This is a genomic window from Olsenella sp. CU969, assembly GCF_905219715.1.
GTDB lineage: Bacteria > Actinomycetota > Coriobacteriia > Coriobacteriales > Atopobiaceae > Granulimonas > Granulimonas faecalis.
In genome coordinates this window covers 14647-31179 of sequence record NZ_CAJMXC010000017.1, presented here as the reverse complement: position 1 = coordinate 31179, position 16533 = coordinate 14647, and the positions used below count along the sequence as shown (strand labels likewise).

The following is a 16533-nucleotide window of genomic DNA, read 5'->3' as shown; positions in this document are numbered from 1 at the left end:
AGCCACGCGTCGAGGTCGTCGACGTGGACGAGGCGCCGGGCGCTGTTGGCCACGTGCTTGGTCGGGTCCACGGCCTCGGAGACGGGCATGGACGCGGGGATGTCGCCGCGGGAGATCAGGAGGGCGACGTTGGCCTCGTTGGTGCGCATGTACCGGGCCGCCTCGGTGACATTGAGCCAGGTGCGGCGCAGGGGAGGGAGCTTGGCGGAGCCCATCACTCGTCACCGCCCTTCCCGGGGTAGTAGCGGCCCCCGTCGCCGCCCCGGTGCTTGCCGTCGGCGTAGGCCTTGGGCCAGGAGGTGATGACGTCGTCCAGGTCGCTGCGGGAGATGAGGGCGAACTTGCCGCCGGGGCGGGCGTAGGCGGTGACGGTGCCCTGGGCGAGCAGCCCGAGGAGGTAGTCGGTGGAGCAGTGCAGGTACGCCCGTGCCTGGGCCATGGTCAGCCACCCGGTCATCGCGCGTCACCGCCCCCCATGACCTCGCGGACCGCGGCGTCGATGGTGTCCACGAGGGTCGCCTGCGCCGCGGCTCGCATGTCGGAGAGGTCGTGCGTCCCCAGTACCTCGGCGATGGCGGCTGCGGTGCCCAGCCCGGCGCAGAAGCCGGCCTGGCAGGCCTCGGCGGCCGCCTGGGCCGTGGCGGCCATGCGGCTGGCCTTCTTGCTGTCCTCCCGGGGCACGGCGCTGGTGCCGACGAGTCCGGCGGCGTCGCAGCACGCCAGCAGCGCGTCCCTCAGCTCTGCGGTGTCGACGCGGCCCTTCCTGTCGTGCTTCCTGCTCTTGTCCTTGCTCATGGGGTCTCCTTTCCTGCCCCCGCGACACGGGGGCGATGCTTCTACCGGCCCCGTTACCGGGGCCTTAGGGTCGTGGCTCTAAAGGGGGTGGGCGATGGGTCGCAGGGTCAGGCCCAAACACATGGGGGGGCGGCGGTGCGGGCCCGTCGCTCGACGGCCACGACGTTGCCGTGATTGCCATCTNCGCCGTTGCGAGCACTCTCGCCGACAGGCTTCTCGGCGGCCTTCTCGACCAACTCCTGCAGCTCATCGCCGGGCTTCTGGGGTGCCCGTAGGCTTGCCCGTCCGCTCATCGGCCCGCCGCCCCGCCGACCTTTCCTCGGATGTGCAGCAGCTCGGCCATGACGAGCATGAGCAGGCCCATCAGTACCGTTTCGCCCGGGGACAGCTCCCCGTGCCCCTGCGCGATGGCGACGTTGCCTTGGACGCATTCGCCGAGGCCCGTCAAGGCCAGGAGCCAGAACAGGCCCTCGCTCAGGCATCTGGCCGTCCTCTCGGTCATCGTCTCTCCTCTCATCGGCGGGACAGCAGGGTGAAGGCGATGCCGGCGAAGAACGCGGCGACGCCGGCTAGGATTAGTGGCATGTGCAGGCCCCTTTCTTTGGCGGTGGTCCCGGTGGTCAGGCGAATCAAAGAGAACGTGTCCCTCGCCGTGTCGGTCCTGGGCCTCTGCGGCGGCGGCGTCTGGGCGTGGCTGGCGGGCGTCGGCCGGGTGGCGGCCGAGGACCCGGTCGCCTTCACGTCCGTGGTCACGACGTCGTTCTTCGCGGGCGTGGTGGCCTGCCACCTCTTCCCGCCGCTCAGGGCCTCCCTCGACGAGGCCGCCCGGCGCAGGGAGCTGTCCCGCAAGGTCCGCTCCCTCTCGGGGAGGCAGCTCGGGATGCTGAGGTCGCTCGTGGACGGCGAGTGGCTGCGCGCCCCGGTCGGCGACGTCGGCGCGGAGGCGCTCGTTTCCCTCGGGCTCGCCGACAGGTCGCGCATCGGCTTCGGCTTCGACGGCGACTGCCTGACCCTCGGCCTGCGGTACGCCGCGGAGCTTCGCGGCGACCCGGACCGTTGGCTGGCCCGGTGATGATTGGTCATCGCTCCTCCTCTCGTTGGTAACGTGCAAACTTTAACTTACGTNNACAGGCAAATAAAAAAGNTCTTCGACCCTGCACCCAAGGTGCTTTGCCAAGGTCTTNGCCTGTGCCAACGTCAGCCTGTCCGGGTCAGCTTCGAACTTCCGGTACGTCGGTTCGGAAACGCCCAGAACATCGGCCATGGCCTTGACAGTGAACTGCTTGGCCTCGGCTGCCTTCGACGTTCGGACTTCCTTCAATTCGGGCATCGCCCNTCCTTTCGTTGGCACAAGAGTAAACCAAACTTGCTCCAGTTGTAAAGCAAGATTTTCCTAGTCAGGTAAATCTCGTTTTCTACAATGGTAAGTGTATTTTTTGGCGACGCGAAAAGGCGCAGCTATGGATGTGAGTACGAAGCTAAAGGAGCTAAGGAAAAAGGCCGGCCTCACCCAGCAGGAGGTGGCCGACAAGGTCGATGTCTCTCGTGTCGCTGTTGGCCAGTGGGAGTCTGGTTCGGTGACGCCCCGGCCAAACAAGATTGAGCGCTTGGCCGAACTATTCGGCGTCTCCGTCGCCCAGCTCCTCGGCTACGATCCCGCCTCCCTGCCGTCCCGCGNCACCCGGGCCGACGCCCCGGCCTACGTGCCCATGATGGTCCTCGGCTCGGTCCACGCCGGCGAGTTCGACGAGGAGTCGGTGTCCGACGGCGACGTGGTCAACGTGCCATCCGAGGTCAAGGAGCGCTGGCCGCACGCCCGGGCCGTGCGCGCCCGGGGCACCTGCATGAACAAGGCGATACCGGACGGCCACTGGTTCCTGGTCGACCCCGGCACGGAGCCCAGGAACGGCGACATCGCCGTGGTGGAGACCGAGGACTACGAGGCCGTGGTGAGGCGCTGGTACCGGGGCGGCGACACCCTGATGCTCGTGGCCGACAGCACCGAGCACCACGAGGACATCGTCATCCACTGGGAGGACGGCGCGGTGAGGGTGATAGGGACCGTGGTGTACGAGCAGGGGTACCTGTACCGGTAGGGGGGGAGATGGGTTTTCCTGACAGGTTGAGGTCCCTCCGTCACAAGGAGGGCATGACGCAGCATGATCTTGCCGACCGGCTCGGTGTCACGGCGCAGGCGGTGTCGAACTGGGAGTCCGGGAAGGCGACACCGGGCGTCTCCCGCCTCAAGGCCATCGCCGGCGTGTTCGGCGTCCCGGTCGACGACATTGTGGCGGACGACGCCCACGACGACGAGGGGGCGGGGGAGGTCGTCATCTACCGGTCGGCCGAGGGGGAGCCCGCCATCGACGTCCGCTTCGAGGGTGAGACCGTCTGGCTCACGCAGCAGCAGATGGCCGACCTCTTCCAGACGTCCCGAACGAACATAGTCGAGCATATCGGGAACATCTACGACGAGGGTGAGCTCGACGTTCAANCAACCTGTCGGGATTTCCGACAGGTTCGTATAGAGGGGAGCCGCGACGTATCGAGGGAGGTCCCCCATTACAACCTGGACATGATCATCTCCCTCGGGTACCGCGTGCGCTCGAAGACGGCCNCTCAGTTCCGCCGCTGGGCCACCGAGCGCCTGAAGGAGTACATGGTCAAGGGCTTCGTCCTTGACGACGAGCGCCTGAAGGGGTNAGNCGNNGGGTCCTACTGGCGCGAGCTCCTCGAGCGCATCCGCGACATCCGCTCCTCGGAGAAGGTCATGTACCGTCAGGTGCTCGACCTCTACGCCACGAGCGTCGACTACGACCCGAAAANCCGGGAGTCGGTCGCCTTCTTCAAGATGGTCCAGAACAAGCTCCACTTTGCNGCCCANGGCCACACCGCAGCCGAGGTCATCTACGAGAGGGCGGATGCCGAGAAGCCTTTCATGGGCCTGATGACGTTCTCCGGCGACCATCCCGTCCTCGCCGATGCCCGGGTCGCGAAGAACTATCTCACGGAGGACGAGCTTGCCGTGCTGAACAGGGTCGTGTCCGGATACTTCGACTTCGCCGAAGTCCAGGCCATGCGGCACAACCCCATGCACATGAGCGACTACGTGGAGCATCTGGACAAGGTGCTGGCGTCCACGGGGCAGCCCGTGCTGGACGATGCCGGGACTGTGAGCCACAAGATGGCCATGGAGAAGGCCGAGCGCGAGTACAGGAAGTACCAGGCGGCCACGCTCTCCCCGGTCGAGGAGGACTACCTGCGCACGGTCAAGGGCCTGGAGAAGAGGGCCAAGGATGCGTGCGGGCGCGAGCGGCCCTGACCGCTCGAAGGAGGGACCCGGGCATGTCGGCTTATCGTCTCGAGGAGGAGNCGCACTCATGGCCAGGCGCAAGATGGGGACCATCCTGTGNTCCGATGACGGGACCCACNGCCGGGTCCAGGNGACGCGCGGTCGCCGGTCCGACGGGTCCCGCAGGCGCGTCACACGCACCCTGTACGGCGTATCCGCCGACGAGGCGGAGGCGGAGGCGGTCCGCATGGCCGCCGAGCTCGGGGCGTCGGACCTCGCCGGCGACTCCATGACGCTCTCAGACTTCTACTGGGGGCTTTTTCGCGACACTCCCAGCAACCGGGGAACGCCCCGCACCAAGACCACCCTCAGAGGCTACGACCAGGCCATGCGCCGGTACGTCCTCCCAACCCTCGGCGACGTGCGGCTCGACCGCATCACCCACGACATGCAGGCCCGGGTGGTCCAGGCGGCCGGTAGCCCCCGCAACTGCAAGGCGGTCCTCAGGGCCGTCCTGCGCTCCGCCTACGACATGGGGTACCTCGCCGAGGAGCCCATGAGGCGCCGCATCGTCGCCCCGCGCCACCGCAAGGAGCAGGTGCAGCCCTGGGACCTCCGGGAGGNGGCCATNGCCGTGGAGGCGTCGCGCTCGTGGCGCCCCGAGCTCAGGGCATACCTCGCCCTCGGGCTCTCGGGCCTGCGCAAGAGCGAGGCCCTGGCGGTGCGACCCCGCGACCTGTCGGTGANCACCCTGCACGACTTCGTGACGGGGGAGGCAACCGAGTCCATGACGGTGACCGTGCGCCGGTCCTACAACGAGGTCGACGGCCTCAGGGAGGGCACGAAGAACGACCACNGCGTCCGCAGCGTTCCGGTCTTCGCGCCGCTGCGCCGCGACCTCATGGAGATCGCCCGGTCCTGCGACCCCGAGGCGCGTCTCGTCGACCTCTGCGAGAGCCACTTCAACAAGGAGTGGACCCGCGCCCTGGAGGCGTCAGGCCTCAGGCGGGTGCCGCCCGGGACCCTGCGCCACACGAGCGACACCATCGCCCTCGACTCGGGCGTCGCCCCGGATCTCGTGGACAAGATGCACGGCCGCACGGAGCACTCCTCGACCTACCGCAACTACTACCGGCCGGCGCTCTCGGCCATGGAGCAGGCTGCCCGGCGGGTGGGGGAGACGTTACGATAGCGTGCGGTGCCACGGCGTGCCATGGCCGGCAAACGCGAGCATACCTAAGCAGAGACGATTATCCGTATTGACGGCGTAACTGCTGGTAGAAGGGGTATTGTTGGATGGTTTACCCGCACTCNAAAACCCCTGGGGGCAACCCCGTGTGAGTTCGAGTCTCACCTCGGGCACCATGAGAACGCNCNGCTCCCGGCACCCNANCCGGTGCCGNGAGCTTTTTTAGACATGCAGTGTCCCATTGGTCGGACACTTTTGTCCCACCACCCGGACACTTTTGTCCCATTTTCCGACGGGCGGGTTCCCCGCCGTCCAGACGGGGTCGTGCGCGCCATGGCCACCCAGTAGGGGCGCCCTGCAAGGGGGTCTTGCGGCAAGTGCCCCTTACAGGGCGGCAGGTCGCGTACCAAGGCTGCTGTGGGCGCCAGAATCCACCCTCCAAGACCCTTTTGCGGCAGAATCTTCTTAAAGGGNGCACGGCAACGCGGGCTTGCGCCAAGGAGTCCTTATAGGGGGCCCTACAGGGCGTCCCTGCCACGCGGCCGGGATAAGGGGCGGCGCCCGTTGTCGGGCGGGGCCATGGGTCGGCGGTCTCCCGGCCCGGCACCCGCACCCTCGCCTCCCGGCCCGGCACCCGCACCCTCGTCTGCCGCCCCGCTTTCCGCGCCGTCGACCTTGCAACCCCGCTACCTGCGGTTCGCTACCCCCAGGTGCCTTCCGGTAGCTTAAGAAAGCATCCAGCGGTTGGTAGAATCGTGGGTCCCGCAACCCCATCGTGGGTGCCGTCGCGTTTCCCGCCGTCCGAAAGGACATCCATGAGCTTCCGAGAGAACGTCCAGCACCTCCGCGCCGCGCACCGCATGACCCAGGAGCAGCTCGCCATGCTCCTCGGCGTCTCCCGCCAGTCGGTCACCAAGTGGGAGTCGGGCAAGTCCAACCCCGAGATGGACAAGCTCCTCAAGATCTGCGAGATCTTCGGCTGCACGCTGGACGACCTCGTCTGCGGCAACCTCACCTCCCGTCCCGCGGAGCCCACGGTGGCCATGCCCGACGCCGCCCCCGCCGACGTCTGCGGCTACGACGAGGAGCGCCGCTCCTTCGCCCGGTCCGTCTCCACGGCCGTGGCCTGCTTCATCCTCGGGCCGGCCTGCTCGGCGCTTCTCGAGTCCCTCGGCCGCCTCGCCGACATCGACCATCGTCTCGTCGANGTCCTCGGCGTNCTGCCGGTGCTCGGTCTCGTGGCCGCGGGCGTCGCCCTCGTGGTGCCGGCGGGCATCCGGCATTCGGCCTTTGTGCGCAGCCACCCCTTCGTGGAGGACTTCTACACCGAGGAGGACCGTGCCGCCTGCCGCACCCTCCTCACCCGGCGCCTCGTGGCCGGCATCGCCCTCATCCTGCTGGGCGTGGCGGTGTGCGTCGTCGTGGACCAGTACCTCTGCCTCGAGGACCTCGCCGGTGGCCTCATGCTCTGCCTCGTGGCCGTGGGCGTCCGCTTCATCGTCCTGGGCGGGATGCTCTGGGGCGGCATGGACGTGGGGGCCTACAACAGCGCCAACGCCGGCGCCGAGGCGGATGGCGCCCTCGGCCCCCGCAGCCGCCGCGACCGCGTCACGGGCGGCCTTTGCGGCGCGGTCATGCTCGTGGCCACCCTCGTCGGCCTCGTCATGCTGTTCGTGCCGGGCTACCAGACGCCGCTCTTCTGGCTGGCGTGGCCCATCGGCGGCATCACCTGCGGCGTGGTGAGCTGCCTGACCTCGGCCTTCGTGGCCGACGAGTGAGCCTCCCGCACCGGTCACGCAAAGACGGGCGCCCCGCCACCGACCCTCGTGCCGGTGGCGGGGCGCCCCTGTCGGCCGCGCTGCCGCCGTCCCCTAGTCCTCCACGATGACGAGCTCGGGGCTCTCGCGGGTGAGCGTGCCACGGGCCGTGACGGTGCCGCCGAGGAACCGCCCCACGAGCTCCCCGAGCTCGTCGATGGCGGCCGCGAGGTCGTCGGAGCGCCCCGGGTCCACGGACTCTATGACGAGGAACGCGTCGCGGGAGTCGTCGGAGAGCGCGGTGCGCTGCCCGTCGCGCCAGTTGAGGCAGCGGCAGACGGCGCCCTCGTCGTCGCGGTAGCAGACCTCGCCGGGGAGTGTCGGGTCGTCCTTCTCCTCGCCGAGGGCCCAGAACGCGTCGCCGCCCTCGGTGACGCCCAGGCGCAGGTCTCCGGCGAAGGCGTTCACGTCCTCGCCGCCCACGGGGAACGCGTGGCGCAGGCTCACGATGTTGTAGAGGTCCACGGACGGCGTGATGGGGCCCACGGGGTTGTCCTTGAGGACGCGCTTGAGGAGGTTCNCGATGGAGCAGCGCNCGCCGCGCTTGGTCTTGAAGCTGCGGTAGGCCTCGCGCCACACCTTGACGGGCGCGTTCTCGGCCAGGGTGGGGGAGTCCAGGTGCCTGGCGGCGTCGCGGNTGGCCTGCTCGAGCAGGCCCGCGATGGCGGCGCGGTCCTCGGCCCCCACCTCGTCGGCGGTCCTCATGCCGCGCACCACCAGGCAGGCGACGGACGCATCGGGAAAGAGGTCCCAGAACGAGTCCTCCACGACGAACCTTTGCATGACGGGCTCCCTTCCCGGCCGCATGGGGCCGAGTTCGATGGCGGATGCTATCTCGCTCGGCCGGCTGCAGCCCCCGGGTCCCGGTGCCGGCGTCTCGACCTCGTCCCAGCCTAGCATCGTCGTGCCTCCCCTTCAAACGCACCTTAAAAAACGGATGTGGAGAGGCCCGGTGCCCCGCTTCCGGGCGCGCCGACCGGGCATGAACCACCCCAAACCCGAGGAGGACCCGATGACCGCAGACACCGCCGACAGCCCCAGCACCGCCGCCCCCGCGTTCGATGCGGCCGTCCTCGTGGCGCGCCAGCACGCCTACTTCGACGCCGGCCGCACCCAGGACGTGAACCTGCGCATCATCGCCCTGCGCCGGCTCTACGACGCCATCAAGGCCAACGAGGGCCGCATCGCAGAGGCCATGCACGCGGACCTCGGCAAGTCGCCCGACGAGACGTACCTCTCCGAGGTGGGCCTCGTCCTGTCCGAGATCTCCTACCAGATCGCCCACGTGCGCCGGTGGTCGCGCCCCAGGTGGCGTGTGCCGAGCCTGCTGAGCTTCCCGTCGTCCTCCGTGGACTNCCCGTGCCCCAAGGGCGTCGTGTTCGTCATGAGCCCGTGGAACTACCCGTTCATGCTGGCCCTCGACCCGCTCGTGGGCGCCGTCGCCGCCGGCAACTGCGTCGTCGTCAAGCCGAGCGACTACTCGCCCAGCGTGAGCCGCGTCATCGCCGACATCCTCGCCGGGGTCTTTCCGCCCGAGCACGTCGCCTGCGTGCTCGGGCACCACGACGTGGCGGACGCCATCCTCGAGCAGCCCCTGGACCACGTGTTCTTCACCGGCTCCAAGGCCGTGGGCGCCTACGTCATGGGCGCCTGCGCCAAGATCNGCTGCCCGGTCACCCTCGAGCTCGGTGGCCAGAGCCCCTGCATCGTGACGCCGGACGCCGACATCGACCTCGCAGCCCGCCGCATCGTCTTCGGCAAGTTCCTCAACTGCGGCCAGACCTGCGTCTGCCCCAACCACGTGTTCGTCCACGAGTCCGTGCACGACGGGCTGGTGGCGGCCCTCAAGCGTGAGGTGCGCCGCCAGTACGGCGCGCGCCCCCTGGAGAACCCCGCCTGGGGCCACATCTGCAAGCGGCGGCACTTCGACCGCATCGTGGGCCTCGTCGACCCGGCCAAGGTGGTCCTCGGCGGGCGCATGGACCCTGCCACCCTGCGGATCGAGCCCACGGTCATGGACCGCGTGACCCTGGATGACGCCGTCATGGCCGACGAGATCTTCGGCCCGGTGCTGCCCGTCCTCACCTACACGGACATCGGCGACGTGTGGCACGAGGTCGCGGCACGCCCCACGCCGCTGGCGGCCTACATCTTCACCCACGACCCCGCGACCGTCGACTACTGCAAGCGGCGCNTGCNGTTCGNCTCCGGCTGCGTNAACGACACCGTCATGCAGCTCACCACCTCCAACCTTGGCTTTGGCGGCGACGGCGCCTCGGGCATGGGCCGCTACCACGGGCGCTTCTCGTTCGACACGTTCACCGACGTCAAGGGCGTGCTCACCGTGTCCACACGCCTGGACATGCCGTTTCGCTATCGGCCCTACACCAAGGCCCATATGGCCGTGGTGCGCCTCCTGGAGCGGTAGGGGGATGTGGCGGTTCTTTGGACCGCCCCGCACGGCTTGCATCCGGGTGGGCCTGCGGTACCAGGGTTTCTCGCATGGGTCTGCCCATGCCCAAGCGGGACCTCGCGTCCCCACCTGATCGGCACCCGCGGGTCGCTGACTGGTACCAGCAAAACGGATCTCGCGGCGCTCGGCGCCGCGTCTTCACAGGTGTTGCGTGCCGGTGGCTTCCTTGGGATGCCACCGGTTTTTCTATGCGGCCCCGGCCGCGCAGAGAGGAAGGTGCACCGACATAGCCAAGAACGATGGACCCCGCATCAACGGCCAGATCAACGCCCGTACCTGCCGCCTGATCGGCGTCGACGGCTCCCAGCTGGGGCTCTTCGGCGTCCGTGACGCCCAGCGCATCGCCGACGAGCAGAACCTCGACCTGGTGGAGATCGCCCCCAACGCCGACCCGCCCGTCTGCAAGGTCATGNACTACGGCAAGTACAAGTACGAGCAGGCCATCAAGCAGAAGGCGGCCCGTAAGAACCAGCAGCGTGTCGAGATCAAGGAGATGAAGTTCCGTCCCAAGATCGACACCGGTGACTACGAGACCAAAAAGGGCCACGTCATGCGCTTCCTCAAGAAGGGCGCGCGCGTCAAGATCACCATCATGTTCCGCGGCCGCGAGATGGCCCATCCGGAGCAGGGCCTGAACGTCCTCGAGCGCCTCGCCGACGACCTCAAGCCCTACGCCACCGTGGAGTCCCAGCCCAAGATGGAGGGCCGCAACNTGCATATGCTCGTNGCCCNCATCANGGGCGCCTTCGACGAGAAGCCCGAGGACACTGCAGAGAAGAAGGAGAACTAGCATGCCCAAGATGAAGACCCACAAGGGTTCTGCCAAGCGTTTCCGCCGCNCNGGCACCGGCAANANCANGCACGCCCACGCCNTCAAGAGCCACATCCTGACCAAGAAGTCGCCCAAGCGCATCCGCCGCTTCCGCAAGGAGGCCCCGCTGGCCGCCGGCGACGCCAAGGTCGTCTCCCAGCGCATGGGCAAGTAGCTCGCGCCCTTCCGTTCCCTTCGTTTTCGCCGGGCCCCGGGCCCCATTTAGGAGTTGATTTACATGGCACGAGTCAAGCGCGCTGTGAACGCCAAGAAGCGTCGTCGCACCCTCCAGGAGCGCACCAAGGGTTATTACGGCACCTCCTCGCGCACCCTGCGCGGCATGAAGGAGCAGAGCCGCNACTCCATGCAGTACCAGTACCGCGACCGTCGCAACAAGAAGCGCGACATCCGCAAGCTCTGGATCCAGCGCATCAACGCCGCCGCCCGCATGAACGGCCTCAACTACTCCAACTTCATGCACGGCCTGAAGCTCGCCGGCGTGGAGCTCGATCGCAAGGTCCTCTCCCAGATCGCCTACGAGGACGAGGCCACCTTCGCCGAGCTGGCCGAGGTCGCCAAGAAGGCCCTCGCCGAGTAGGGCGCGACGGGACCTGCACCATCGGATGACATGAGGGGCGCCGCCGGTATCGTCGGATACGGGCGGCGCCCCTCCGCCGTTAGTCCCGCGTCCCACCACCCGGACACTTTTGTCCCAATGGTCGGGCACTTCTGTCCCACCATCCTGACACTTCTGTCCCAAGGGCGACGGCCCTGCTGCCTCACCCCATGTGCTGGCGGTGGGCCTCCTCCTCGAACTCCGGGTCGTCCGGGCCGATGAGCTCGTCTCGCCCCTGGGTGTCGTAGTGGTGGAGCAGGACGGGCGTGAAGAGCTTGAGCCTCATGGCAAAGAGCGCCGACATCGCCACGAGGAATGCGAGGACGAGGATGCGGGGGAGGNGCTCCACCTGCGTCATGACGACGGCCCCCAGGCAGAGGGCGGCCGTCCACAGGTAGATGAGCACCACGGCCTGGCGCTGGTTGAAGCCCTCCTCGATGAGGCGGTGGTGGATGTGGCCCTTGTCGGCATGGCCCACCGAGACGTGGGCGCGGCGCCGGCGCACGATCGCCGAGAAGGTGTCGATGATGGGGATGCCGGCGAGCACGAGGGGGAGAAGCAGCGTGGTGAGGCCGGCGACGCGCGCCACGGAGAGCAGCGATATGACGCCCAGGAGGAACCCGAGCAGCAGCGACCCGGAATCCCCCATGAAGATGGAGGCCGGGTTGAAGTTGTACCGGAGGAACCCGAGCGTGGCGCCGCAGAGCGCGATGGAGAGGGCCGCGGCGTCCATGCGGTGGGCGAGGACGGCCAGCACGAACATCGTGAAGCTCGAGATGCACGTGATGCCGGCGGCGAGGCCGTCGAGGCCGTCGATGAGATTGATGATGTTGGCGAAGGCCACGAGGTAGATTACGGTGATGGGGTAGGCCAGCCAGCCGAGGGCGATCTCGCCACCGGCGAAGGGGTTCACGATGTCGCCGATGACCANGCCGCTCGCGGCGGCGATGGAGGCCGCAGCCACCTGGCCCAGGAGCTTGGGGAGGGGCTTCAGCTGCCGCACGTCGTCCACGGCGCCCACGACGAAGATGGCGAGGACCGACGCCGCGATGCCCTGGTAGGTCACCGTGAGCTTTGGGCTGGGAACGAGGACCACGGGCCACTGGAGCCGGGTGGTGCCCAGGTACTGCACGATGCAGGCGAGGATGAGCCCGCAGAGGATGGCGATGCCGCCCATGCGGGGGACGGGCCTCACGTTCACGCGGCGCTTGGAGGGCATGTCCACGGCGCCGAGGGCCACGGCGATCCTCCGGGCGACCGGCTCGGTGGCGAGCGTACCCGCCAGCGCCGCGAGGAACACGCTGGNGAACGGTATCCAGTTCACGGGACCTCCCTCCGGTGTCCGCCCGGGCCGTCCGTCGCGGCCGTCAGGTCTTCCAGTCTACTTCATGGCCCGCCTTGGCCAAAAAGGCCATGGCCTCTGCATGGAGGGGATGCGCCGTCGCCCGGCGTTCCCGGCCGCTTCCCGACGTTTTGNGCACTTTCGCGCCCTCCGGCGGGGGAGCGACGAGGGGTGGGGTATTATGAGTTCGTCGACTTTCGCGGTACAAACTGGGTGAACCGACGCGTTTGTTTCAGGGAGTCCGCATCTCGTCCTCAGTACAGGTATCCTCCGCTGTTGAGGAAGCTGGAACCGGCGACGAGGACACCCACCTGTGAGAGGTGGGTTCATTATCGTCCCGCGGNGTNGACTCGCAGATTCGGGGCGGGGCCCATCGGGGCCCCGCCCTTTCCCGTGCCGGGCGCCGCTTGACGCGCGGGGCCGCAGGTGCGACAATCGCTTCTGCGCAAATGCGCTTGGGGACGTAGCTCAGCTGGGAGAGCGCTGCCGTCGCATGGCAGAGGCCGAGGGTTCGATTCCCTTCGTCTCCACCAGACGAATCCAAGAGGGGCGCCCCCGGGGGCGCCCCTCTTCTCGTAAGCGTCCGAGGGGAGCGTGCCGTGGGCCTGCTCGACGAGTCCGCCTACACCGAGTGCCGCCTCTGCCCCCGGGGGTGCGCCGTCGACCGCACGGCGCCCGGCCCCCGCGGCGTGTGCGGCCAGGGCGACGGGGTCCGCGTGGCCCGGGNCGCCCTCCACTACTGGGAGGAGCCACCCATCTCGGGGGAGGCGGGCTCGGGCGCCATCTTCTTCTCGGGCTGCCCCCTCGGGTGCGTCTTCTGTCAGAACCACCGGATCAGCTCGGAGGGCTTCGGCCGCGCCGTCTCGGCGCGCCGCCTGGCCATGGTGATGCTGGAGCTGCGGGGCCAGGGCGCCCTCAACGTCAACCTCGTCACGGCGCTGCACTTCGCCCCGCAGGTGGCCCGGGCCGTGGCGCTGGCCCGTGACGCCGNGCTCGCCATCCCCGTGCTCTGCAACACCTCGGGCTATGAGCGGCCCGAGCTCNTGGCGGCCCTCGACGGCGTCGTGGACGTTTGGCTCGCCGACTTCAAGTACGCCTCGCCGGACCTNGCGGCCCGCTACTCCCGCGCCCGGGACTACCCCCNGGTGGCGGCCGCCGCGCTCTCCCAGATGGTGGCGCAGGTGGAGGCCCGGGGCGGTCGCAGGCTCGCGCCCGANGGCACTATGCTGCAGGGCGTCGTCGTGCGGCACCTCGTGATGCCCGGCGCCTCGGACGACTCCATGGCCGTGCTCGACCGTGTGTGGGAGATCGGCGGCAACCGCGTGGCCCTCTCGGTCATGAACCAGTACACGCCCAACGCCGAGTGCCGCGCCCGCGGCGACGAGCTCTCCCGCACCGTGACGGACGCCGAGTACGAGTGCGTGCTCGACCACGCGGACGCGCTCGGCTTCGAGCGCATGTGGTGGCAGCAGGGCGGCACGGTCNCAGAGAGNTTCGTGCCNGAGTTCGATGACACCGNNGTGGCCGGCCCCGAGCTCTGAGCGCNANNNGGCATGCCAACCTGCCGTCTCCCGGCCCCGGCGCCCTGTGGCCCCCGTTTGCGTGAAGGCGCGCNNCTGCGCGGGGTACACCGCGGTTGTGAGTCTGCAAGCGGGGTATAGACCGGCGCGAAAGGTTGTGACCGACGCGCCCGAGAAGGAGGCAAGCATGTTCGATTTCTTCAATCGCGACCACGAGACCCGCGAGTCCAAGGACCTCGACCGCCCGCAGGAGATGACCGAGGCCGAGCAGGCTTCGCTCGACGACCGGGTGAAGGCCGAGAAGGAGGAGAAGGAAGTCCTCGAGCATGCCCGTCGCGACATGATCGACAACGAGGAGGAGGGCTACCTCCGTCAAACCGTCTACGACTCGGTCTACGAGACCGCCCGTGACGAGGAGATCGGCCGGTAGGACCTTCGGCACACAGGGAGGGCGCCGGGAGGACCGGCGCCCGTTTTCGTGAGGAGAGACCATGGCATACATCTATGACGAGCCGCTCAACGACCGCAGCGGCATCGGCGGCAAGGAGAAGATGGAGCGAGAGCACNCCGTGGGCGAGATGGNCGAGCAGCTCGAGGAGGGGCGCCCCGAGGTCGCCGGGAGGGCCGAGGCCGAGCGCCTGGCCGACGAGGCCGAGGCCCGCGAGACAAAGCGCGCCATCGCTGAGAAGATGGAGGACGAGGCCGAGCAGCGCTAGGCCCGTCCTGTCCCTTCTCCGTCGGGAGGCCCCATGTCAGACACGCCCAACGCCCTGAGCGACCAGGAGCGCGCGGAGCTCGAGCGGCTCCGCGCCGAGAAACGGCGCCGCGAGGCCGACGCCGCAGCCGCACGGGAGCGCGCGGAGCTCGAGCGGCTCCGGGCGGAGCGAGACGCCGAGGCCTGCGACGCGGCGGCGCACGAGCGCNAGGAGCAGGCCCGCCGGCGCANGGAGCCCGGCGACGATCTCTCCATGCCCACGGCCCAGAAGGTCGTCTTCGCCATCTGCGTGGTGCTCATGGTCTGCGGAGTGCTCTACATCGCCTTCGCGCCCAGATAAAGCCCGGTCTTTCCGGACCTGTGCGCGCCCTTCCCCGCAAAACGGGGGAGGGCGCGCTACCATTGCCCCGAACCGCGCCACCGCCCGCGTACAGCAAAGGGAGACCTCCCATGTCGCTCACCGACCGCACCGTCCCCACCGACGTCGCACTCAACACCGACCTCTACGNGCTCACCATGGCCCAGGGGTTCTGGGAGTCCGGGCTGGCCGACACCCGCGCGGTCTTCTCGATGTTCTTCCGCGAGAACCCCTTCGGCGGCGGCTACGCCGTGGCCTGCGGCGCGGGCCAGGTGGCCGACCTCGTGGAGAACTTCCGCTTCGAGCCCGACACCGTCGAGTACCTGCGGGGCCTCGAGGCCCCGAGCGGCGGCCCCATGNNCAAGGANGGCTTCCTCGACTACCTGGCTGNCTTCAGGTGCGACCTCGACATCCACGGCGTGCGCGAGGGCGACCTCGTCTTCCCCCGCGAGCCGCTGCTGCGGGTGGAGGGGCCCATCATCGCCTGCCAGCTCGTGGAGACGGCCCTGCTCAACCTCGTGAACTTCCAGACCCTCGTGGCCACCAAGGCGGCCCGCGTGGTCCAGGCGGCCGAGGGCCACACCGTGAGCGACTTCGGCCTGCGCCGCGCCCAGGGGCCCGACGGCGGCCTGGCCGTGGCCCGTGCGAGCTACATCGGCGGCGCGAGCTCCACCTCCAACGTGCTCGCCGGCAAGATCTACGGCATCCCGGTGTTCGGCACCCATGCCCACAGCTGGGTCATGGCGTTCCCGAGCGAGCTCGAGGCCTTCCGCGCCTTCGCCCGCTCGNCGCCCAACAACTGCGTGCTCCTCGTCGACACCTACGACGTGGCCCAGGGCGTCGAGAACGCCATCACGGTGGCCCACGAGATGGAGGGGCGCGGGGAGCGCCTGGCGGCCGTGCGCATAGACTCCGGCGACCTCGCCAAGCTCTCCAAGCTCGCCCGGGCGCGCTTTGACGAGGAGGGCCTCGGCTATGTGCGCATCAGCGNCNCCAACGACCTCGACGNGTACACCATCCAGTCGCTGTTCGCCCAAGNGGCCNCCATCGACTCCTTCGGCGTGGGCACCAAGCNTGCCACGGCCGATCCCCAGCCGTCCCTCGGCGGCGTCTACAAGCTCTCGGCCTACCGCAAGGGTGACGAGGGCACCTGGCGCCCCACCATGAAGCTCTCCGAGATGGCCTATAAGCGCACCGTGCCGGGCGTCCAGCACATCCTGCGCTACCGCGACGCGTCGGGCGTGCCCGTGGGGGACGTCATCGTGGACGACGACTGGGTGGACGAGACCCGCGCCGGCCGCGCCGTGGACGTGCTCGACGTCGACACCCTCTACGACTTCGGCCGCTACGAGGCCGAGGAGGTGCTCGTCTGCCTCGTGCGCGACGGCGCCGACACCGGGGAGGGCGGCACCATCGACGAGGCCCGCGAGCGCTGCCGCGCGTCCCTGCGCTACCTGGACCCGGCCACGCGCCGCTTCCTCAACCCGCAGATCTACCCCGTGGCGCTGGAACCAGGCCTCTCGGCCCTGAGGAGCCGCCTCGCCCGGGAGGAGCGCGAGCTCGCGGGCAACCCCGTGGCCTGAGGTTTTGCGCCCGCTGCAGGGG

General features: G+C 68.9%; 18 protein-coding genes and 1 tRNA gene. 12 read left to right on the top strand and 7 right to left on the bottom strand.

The genetic code is table 11. From position 1 onward, the window contains the following. The 4 genes from JX283_RS03375 to JX283_RS03360 form a co-directional block, all read right to left on the bottom strand. Window positions 1–215 (bottom strand): helix-turn-helix domain-containing protein (locus JX283_RS03375; RefSeq protein ID WP_204829341.1); only part of this gene is annotated, 215 nt, incomplete at its 3' end. Next, window positions 215–439: a hypothetical protein gene (locus JX283_RS03370; RefSeq protein WP_204829340.1), complete on the bottom strand. Its 225-nt coding sequence runs from the start codon at window positions 437–439 to the stop codon at window positions 215–217. The genes JX283_RS03370 and JX283_RS03375, both read right to left, overlap by 1 nt. Window positions 440–453: 14 nt before the next feature. Further along, window positions 454–795, bottom strand: coding sequence for a hypothetical protein (locus tag JX283_RS03365; protein WP_204408121.1), 342 nt, complete (start codon window positions 793–795; stop codon window positions 454–456). Between the two features lie 289 nt (window positions 796–1084). Further along, window positions 1085–1297: a hypothetical protein gene (locus JX283_RS03360; RefSeq protein WP_135979033.1), complete on the bottom strand. Its 213-nt coding sequence runs from the start codon at window positions 1295–1297 to the stop codon at window positions 1085–1087. An 81-nt stretch (window positions 1298–1378) separates the two neighbouring features. Between JX283_RS03360 and JX283_RS03355 the strand changes: the two genes are divergently transcribed. Continuing rightward, window positions 1379–1867, top strand: coding sequence for a hypothetical protein (locus JX283_RS03355; RefSeq protein ID WP_135979032.1), 489 nt, complete (start codon window positions 1379–1381; stop codon window positions 1865–1867). Window positions 1868–1909: 42 nt separating this feature from the next. On the opposite strand, the gene JX283_RS08805 is transcribed toward JX283_RS03355, so the two are convergent. After that, window positions 1910–2125: a helix-turn-helix transcriptional regulator gene (locus JX283_RS08805; RefSeq protein WP_204829339.1), complete on the bottom strand. Its 216-nt coding sequence runs from the start codon at window positions 2123–2125 to the stop codon at window positions 1910–1912. A gap of 136 nt (window positions 2126–2261) precedes the next feature. Between JX283_RS08805 and JX283_RS03345 the strand changes: the two genes are divergently transcribed. The 3 genes from JX283_RS03345 (at window position 2262) to JX283_RS03335 (ending at window position 7054) form a co-directional block, all read left to right on the top strand. Next, window positions 2262–2891, top strand: a complete 630-nt coding sequence (locus JX283_RS03345; RefSeq protein WP_204829338.1) for a LexA family transcriptional regulator — start codon at window positions 2262–2264, stop codon at window positions 2889–2891. A gap of 8 nt (window positions 2892–2899) precedes the next feature. Continuing rightward, on the top strand, window positions 2900–4117 hold the full coding sequence (rhuM, locus tag JX283_RS03340) for a RhuM family protein (RefSeq protein WP_255533423.1): 1218 nt from the start codon (window positions 2900–2902) through the stop codon (window positions 4115–4117). Window positions 4118–6091: 1974 nt separating this feature from the next. Then, the gene (locus tag JX283_RS03335; RefSeq protein ID WP_204829336.1) at window positions 6092–7054 is read left to right on the top strand and encodes a helix-turn-helix transcriptional regulator; all 963 of its coding nucleotides are present in this window, start codon (window positions 6092–6094) and stop codon (window positions 7052–7054) included. Between the two features lie 93 nt (window positions 7055–7147). Here JX283_RS03335 and JX283_RS03330 read toward each other — a convergent pair whose 3' ends face one another. After that, the gene (locus JX283_RS03330) at window positions 7148–7876 is read right to left on the bottom strand and encodes a B3/4 domain-containing protein (protein ID WP_204829335.1); all 729 of its coding nucleotides are present in this window, start codon (window positions 7874–7876) and stop codon (window positions 7148–7150) included. A gap of 229 nt (window positions 7877–8105) precedes the next feature. On the opposite strand from JX283_RS03330, the gene JX283_RS03325 reads away from it, so the two are divergent. From JX283_RS03325 to rplT, 4 genes are all read left to right on the top strand, one after another. Further along, on the top strand, window positions 8106–9521 hold the full coding sequence (locus JX283_RS03325) for an aldehyde dehydrogenase family protein (protein WP_204829334.1): 1416 nt from the start codon (window positions 8106–8108) through the stop codon (window positions 9519–9521). A gap of 271 nt (window positions 9522–9792) precedes the next feature. Continuing rightward, window positions 9793–10356, top strand: a complete 564-nt coding sequence (infC, locus tag JX283_RS03320; protein ID WP_204829345.1) for a translation initiation factor IF-3 — start codon at window positions 9793–9795, stop codon at window positions 10354–10356. A gap of 1 nt (window position 10357) precedes the next feature. Continuing rightward, window positions 10358–10552, top strand: coding sequence for a 50S ribosomal protein L35 (gene rpmI / locus JX283_RS03315; RefSeq protein WP_204829333.1), 195 nt, complete (start codon window positions 10358–10360; stop codon window positions 10550–10552). 63 nt (window positions 10553–10615) lie between these two features. Continuing rightward, complete coding sequence (rplT, locus tag JX283_RS03310; RefSeq protein ID WP_204829332.1) at window positions 10616–10975, top strand: 50S ribosomal protein L20; 360 nt, start codon at window positions 10616–10618, stop codon at window positions 10973–10975. A 181-nt stretch (window positions 10976–11156) separates the two neighbouring features. On the opposite strand, the gene JX283_RS03305 is transcribed toward rplT, so the two are convergent. Beyond that, window positions 11157–12317, bottom strand: coding sequence for a glycosyltransferase family 4 protein (locus JX283_RS03305; RefSeq protein ID WP_370583406.1), 1161 nt, complete (start codon window positions 12315–12317; stop codon window positions 11157–11159). A 475-nt stretch (window positions 12318–12792) separates the two neighbouring features. Between JX283_RS03305 and JX283_RS03300 the strand changes: the two genes are divergently transcribed. From JX283_RS03300 to JX283_RS03280, 4 genes are all read left to right on the top strand, one after another. Next, window positions 12793–12868 (top strand) — tRNA-Ala (locus JX283_RS03300). Between the two features lie 66 nt (window positions 12869–12934). Beyond that, window positions 12935–13876, top strand: coding sequence for a radical SAM protein (locus JX283_RS03295; protein ID WP_239652445.1), 942 nt, complete (start codon window positions 12935–12937; stop codon window positions 13874–13876). Between the two features lie 166 nt (window positions 13877–14042). Continuing rightward, window positions 14043–14285 (top strand): hypothetical protein, encoded by a 243-nt coding sequence (locus JX283_RS03290; protein ID WP_204829331.1) that lies wholly within the window; start codon window positions 14043–14045, stop codon window positions 14283–14285. A 735-nt stretch (window positions 14286–15020) separates the two neighbouring features. Then, window positions 15021–16511, top strand: coding sequence for a nicotinate phosphoribosyltransferase (locus tag JX283_RS03280; RefSeq protein WP_204829329.1), 1491 nt, complete (start codon window positions 15021–15023; stop codon window positions 16509–16511). Window positions 16512–16533 lie beyond the last annotated feature (22 nt).

Excerpts from the sequence above, each read along its gene's own strand:
- JX283_RS03370 (WP_204829340.1), bottom strand. The coding sequence starts at position 439 with ATGGCCCAGGCACGGGCGTACCTGCACTGCTCCACCGACTACCTCCTC.
- JX283_RS03365 (WP_204408121.1), bottom strand. The coding sequence starts at position 795 with ATGAGCAAGGACAAGAGCAGGAAGCACGACAGGAAGGGCCGCGTCGAC.
- JX283_RS03360 (WP_135979033.1), bottom strand. The coding sequence starts at position 1,297 with ATGACCGAGAGGACGGCCAGATGCCTGAGCGAGGGCCTGTTCTGGCTC.
- JX283_RS03355 (WP_135979032.1), top strand. The coding sequence starts at position 1,379 with ATGTGCAGGCCCCTTTCTTTGGCGGTGGTCCCGGTGGTCAGGCGAATC.
- JX283_RS03290 (WP_204829331.1), top strand. The coding sequence starts at position 14,043 with ATGTTCGATTTCTTCAATCGCGACCACGAGACCCGCGAGTCCAAGGAC.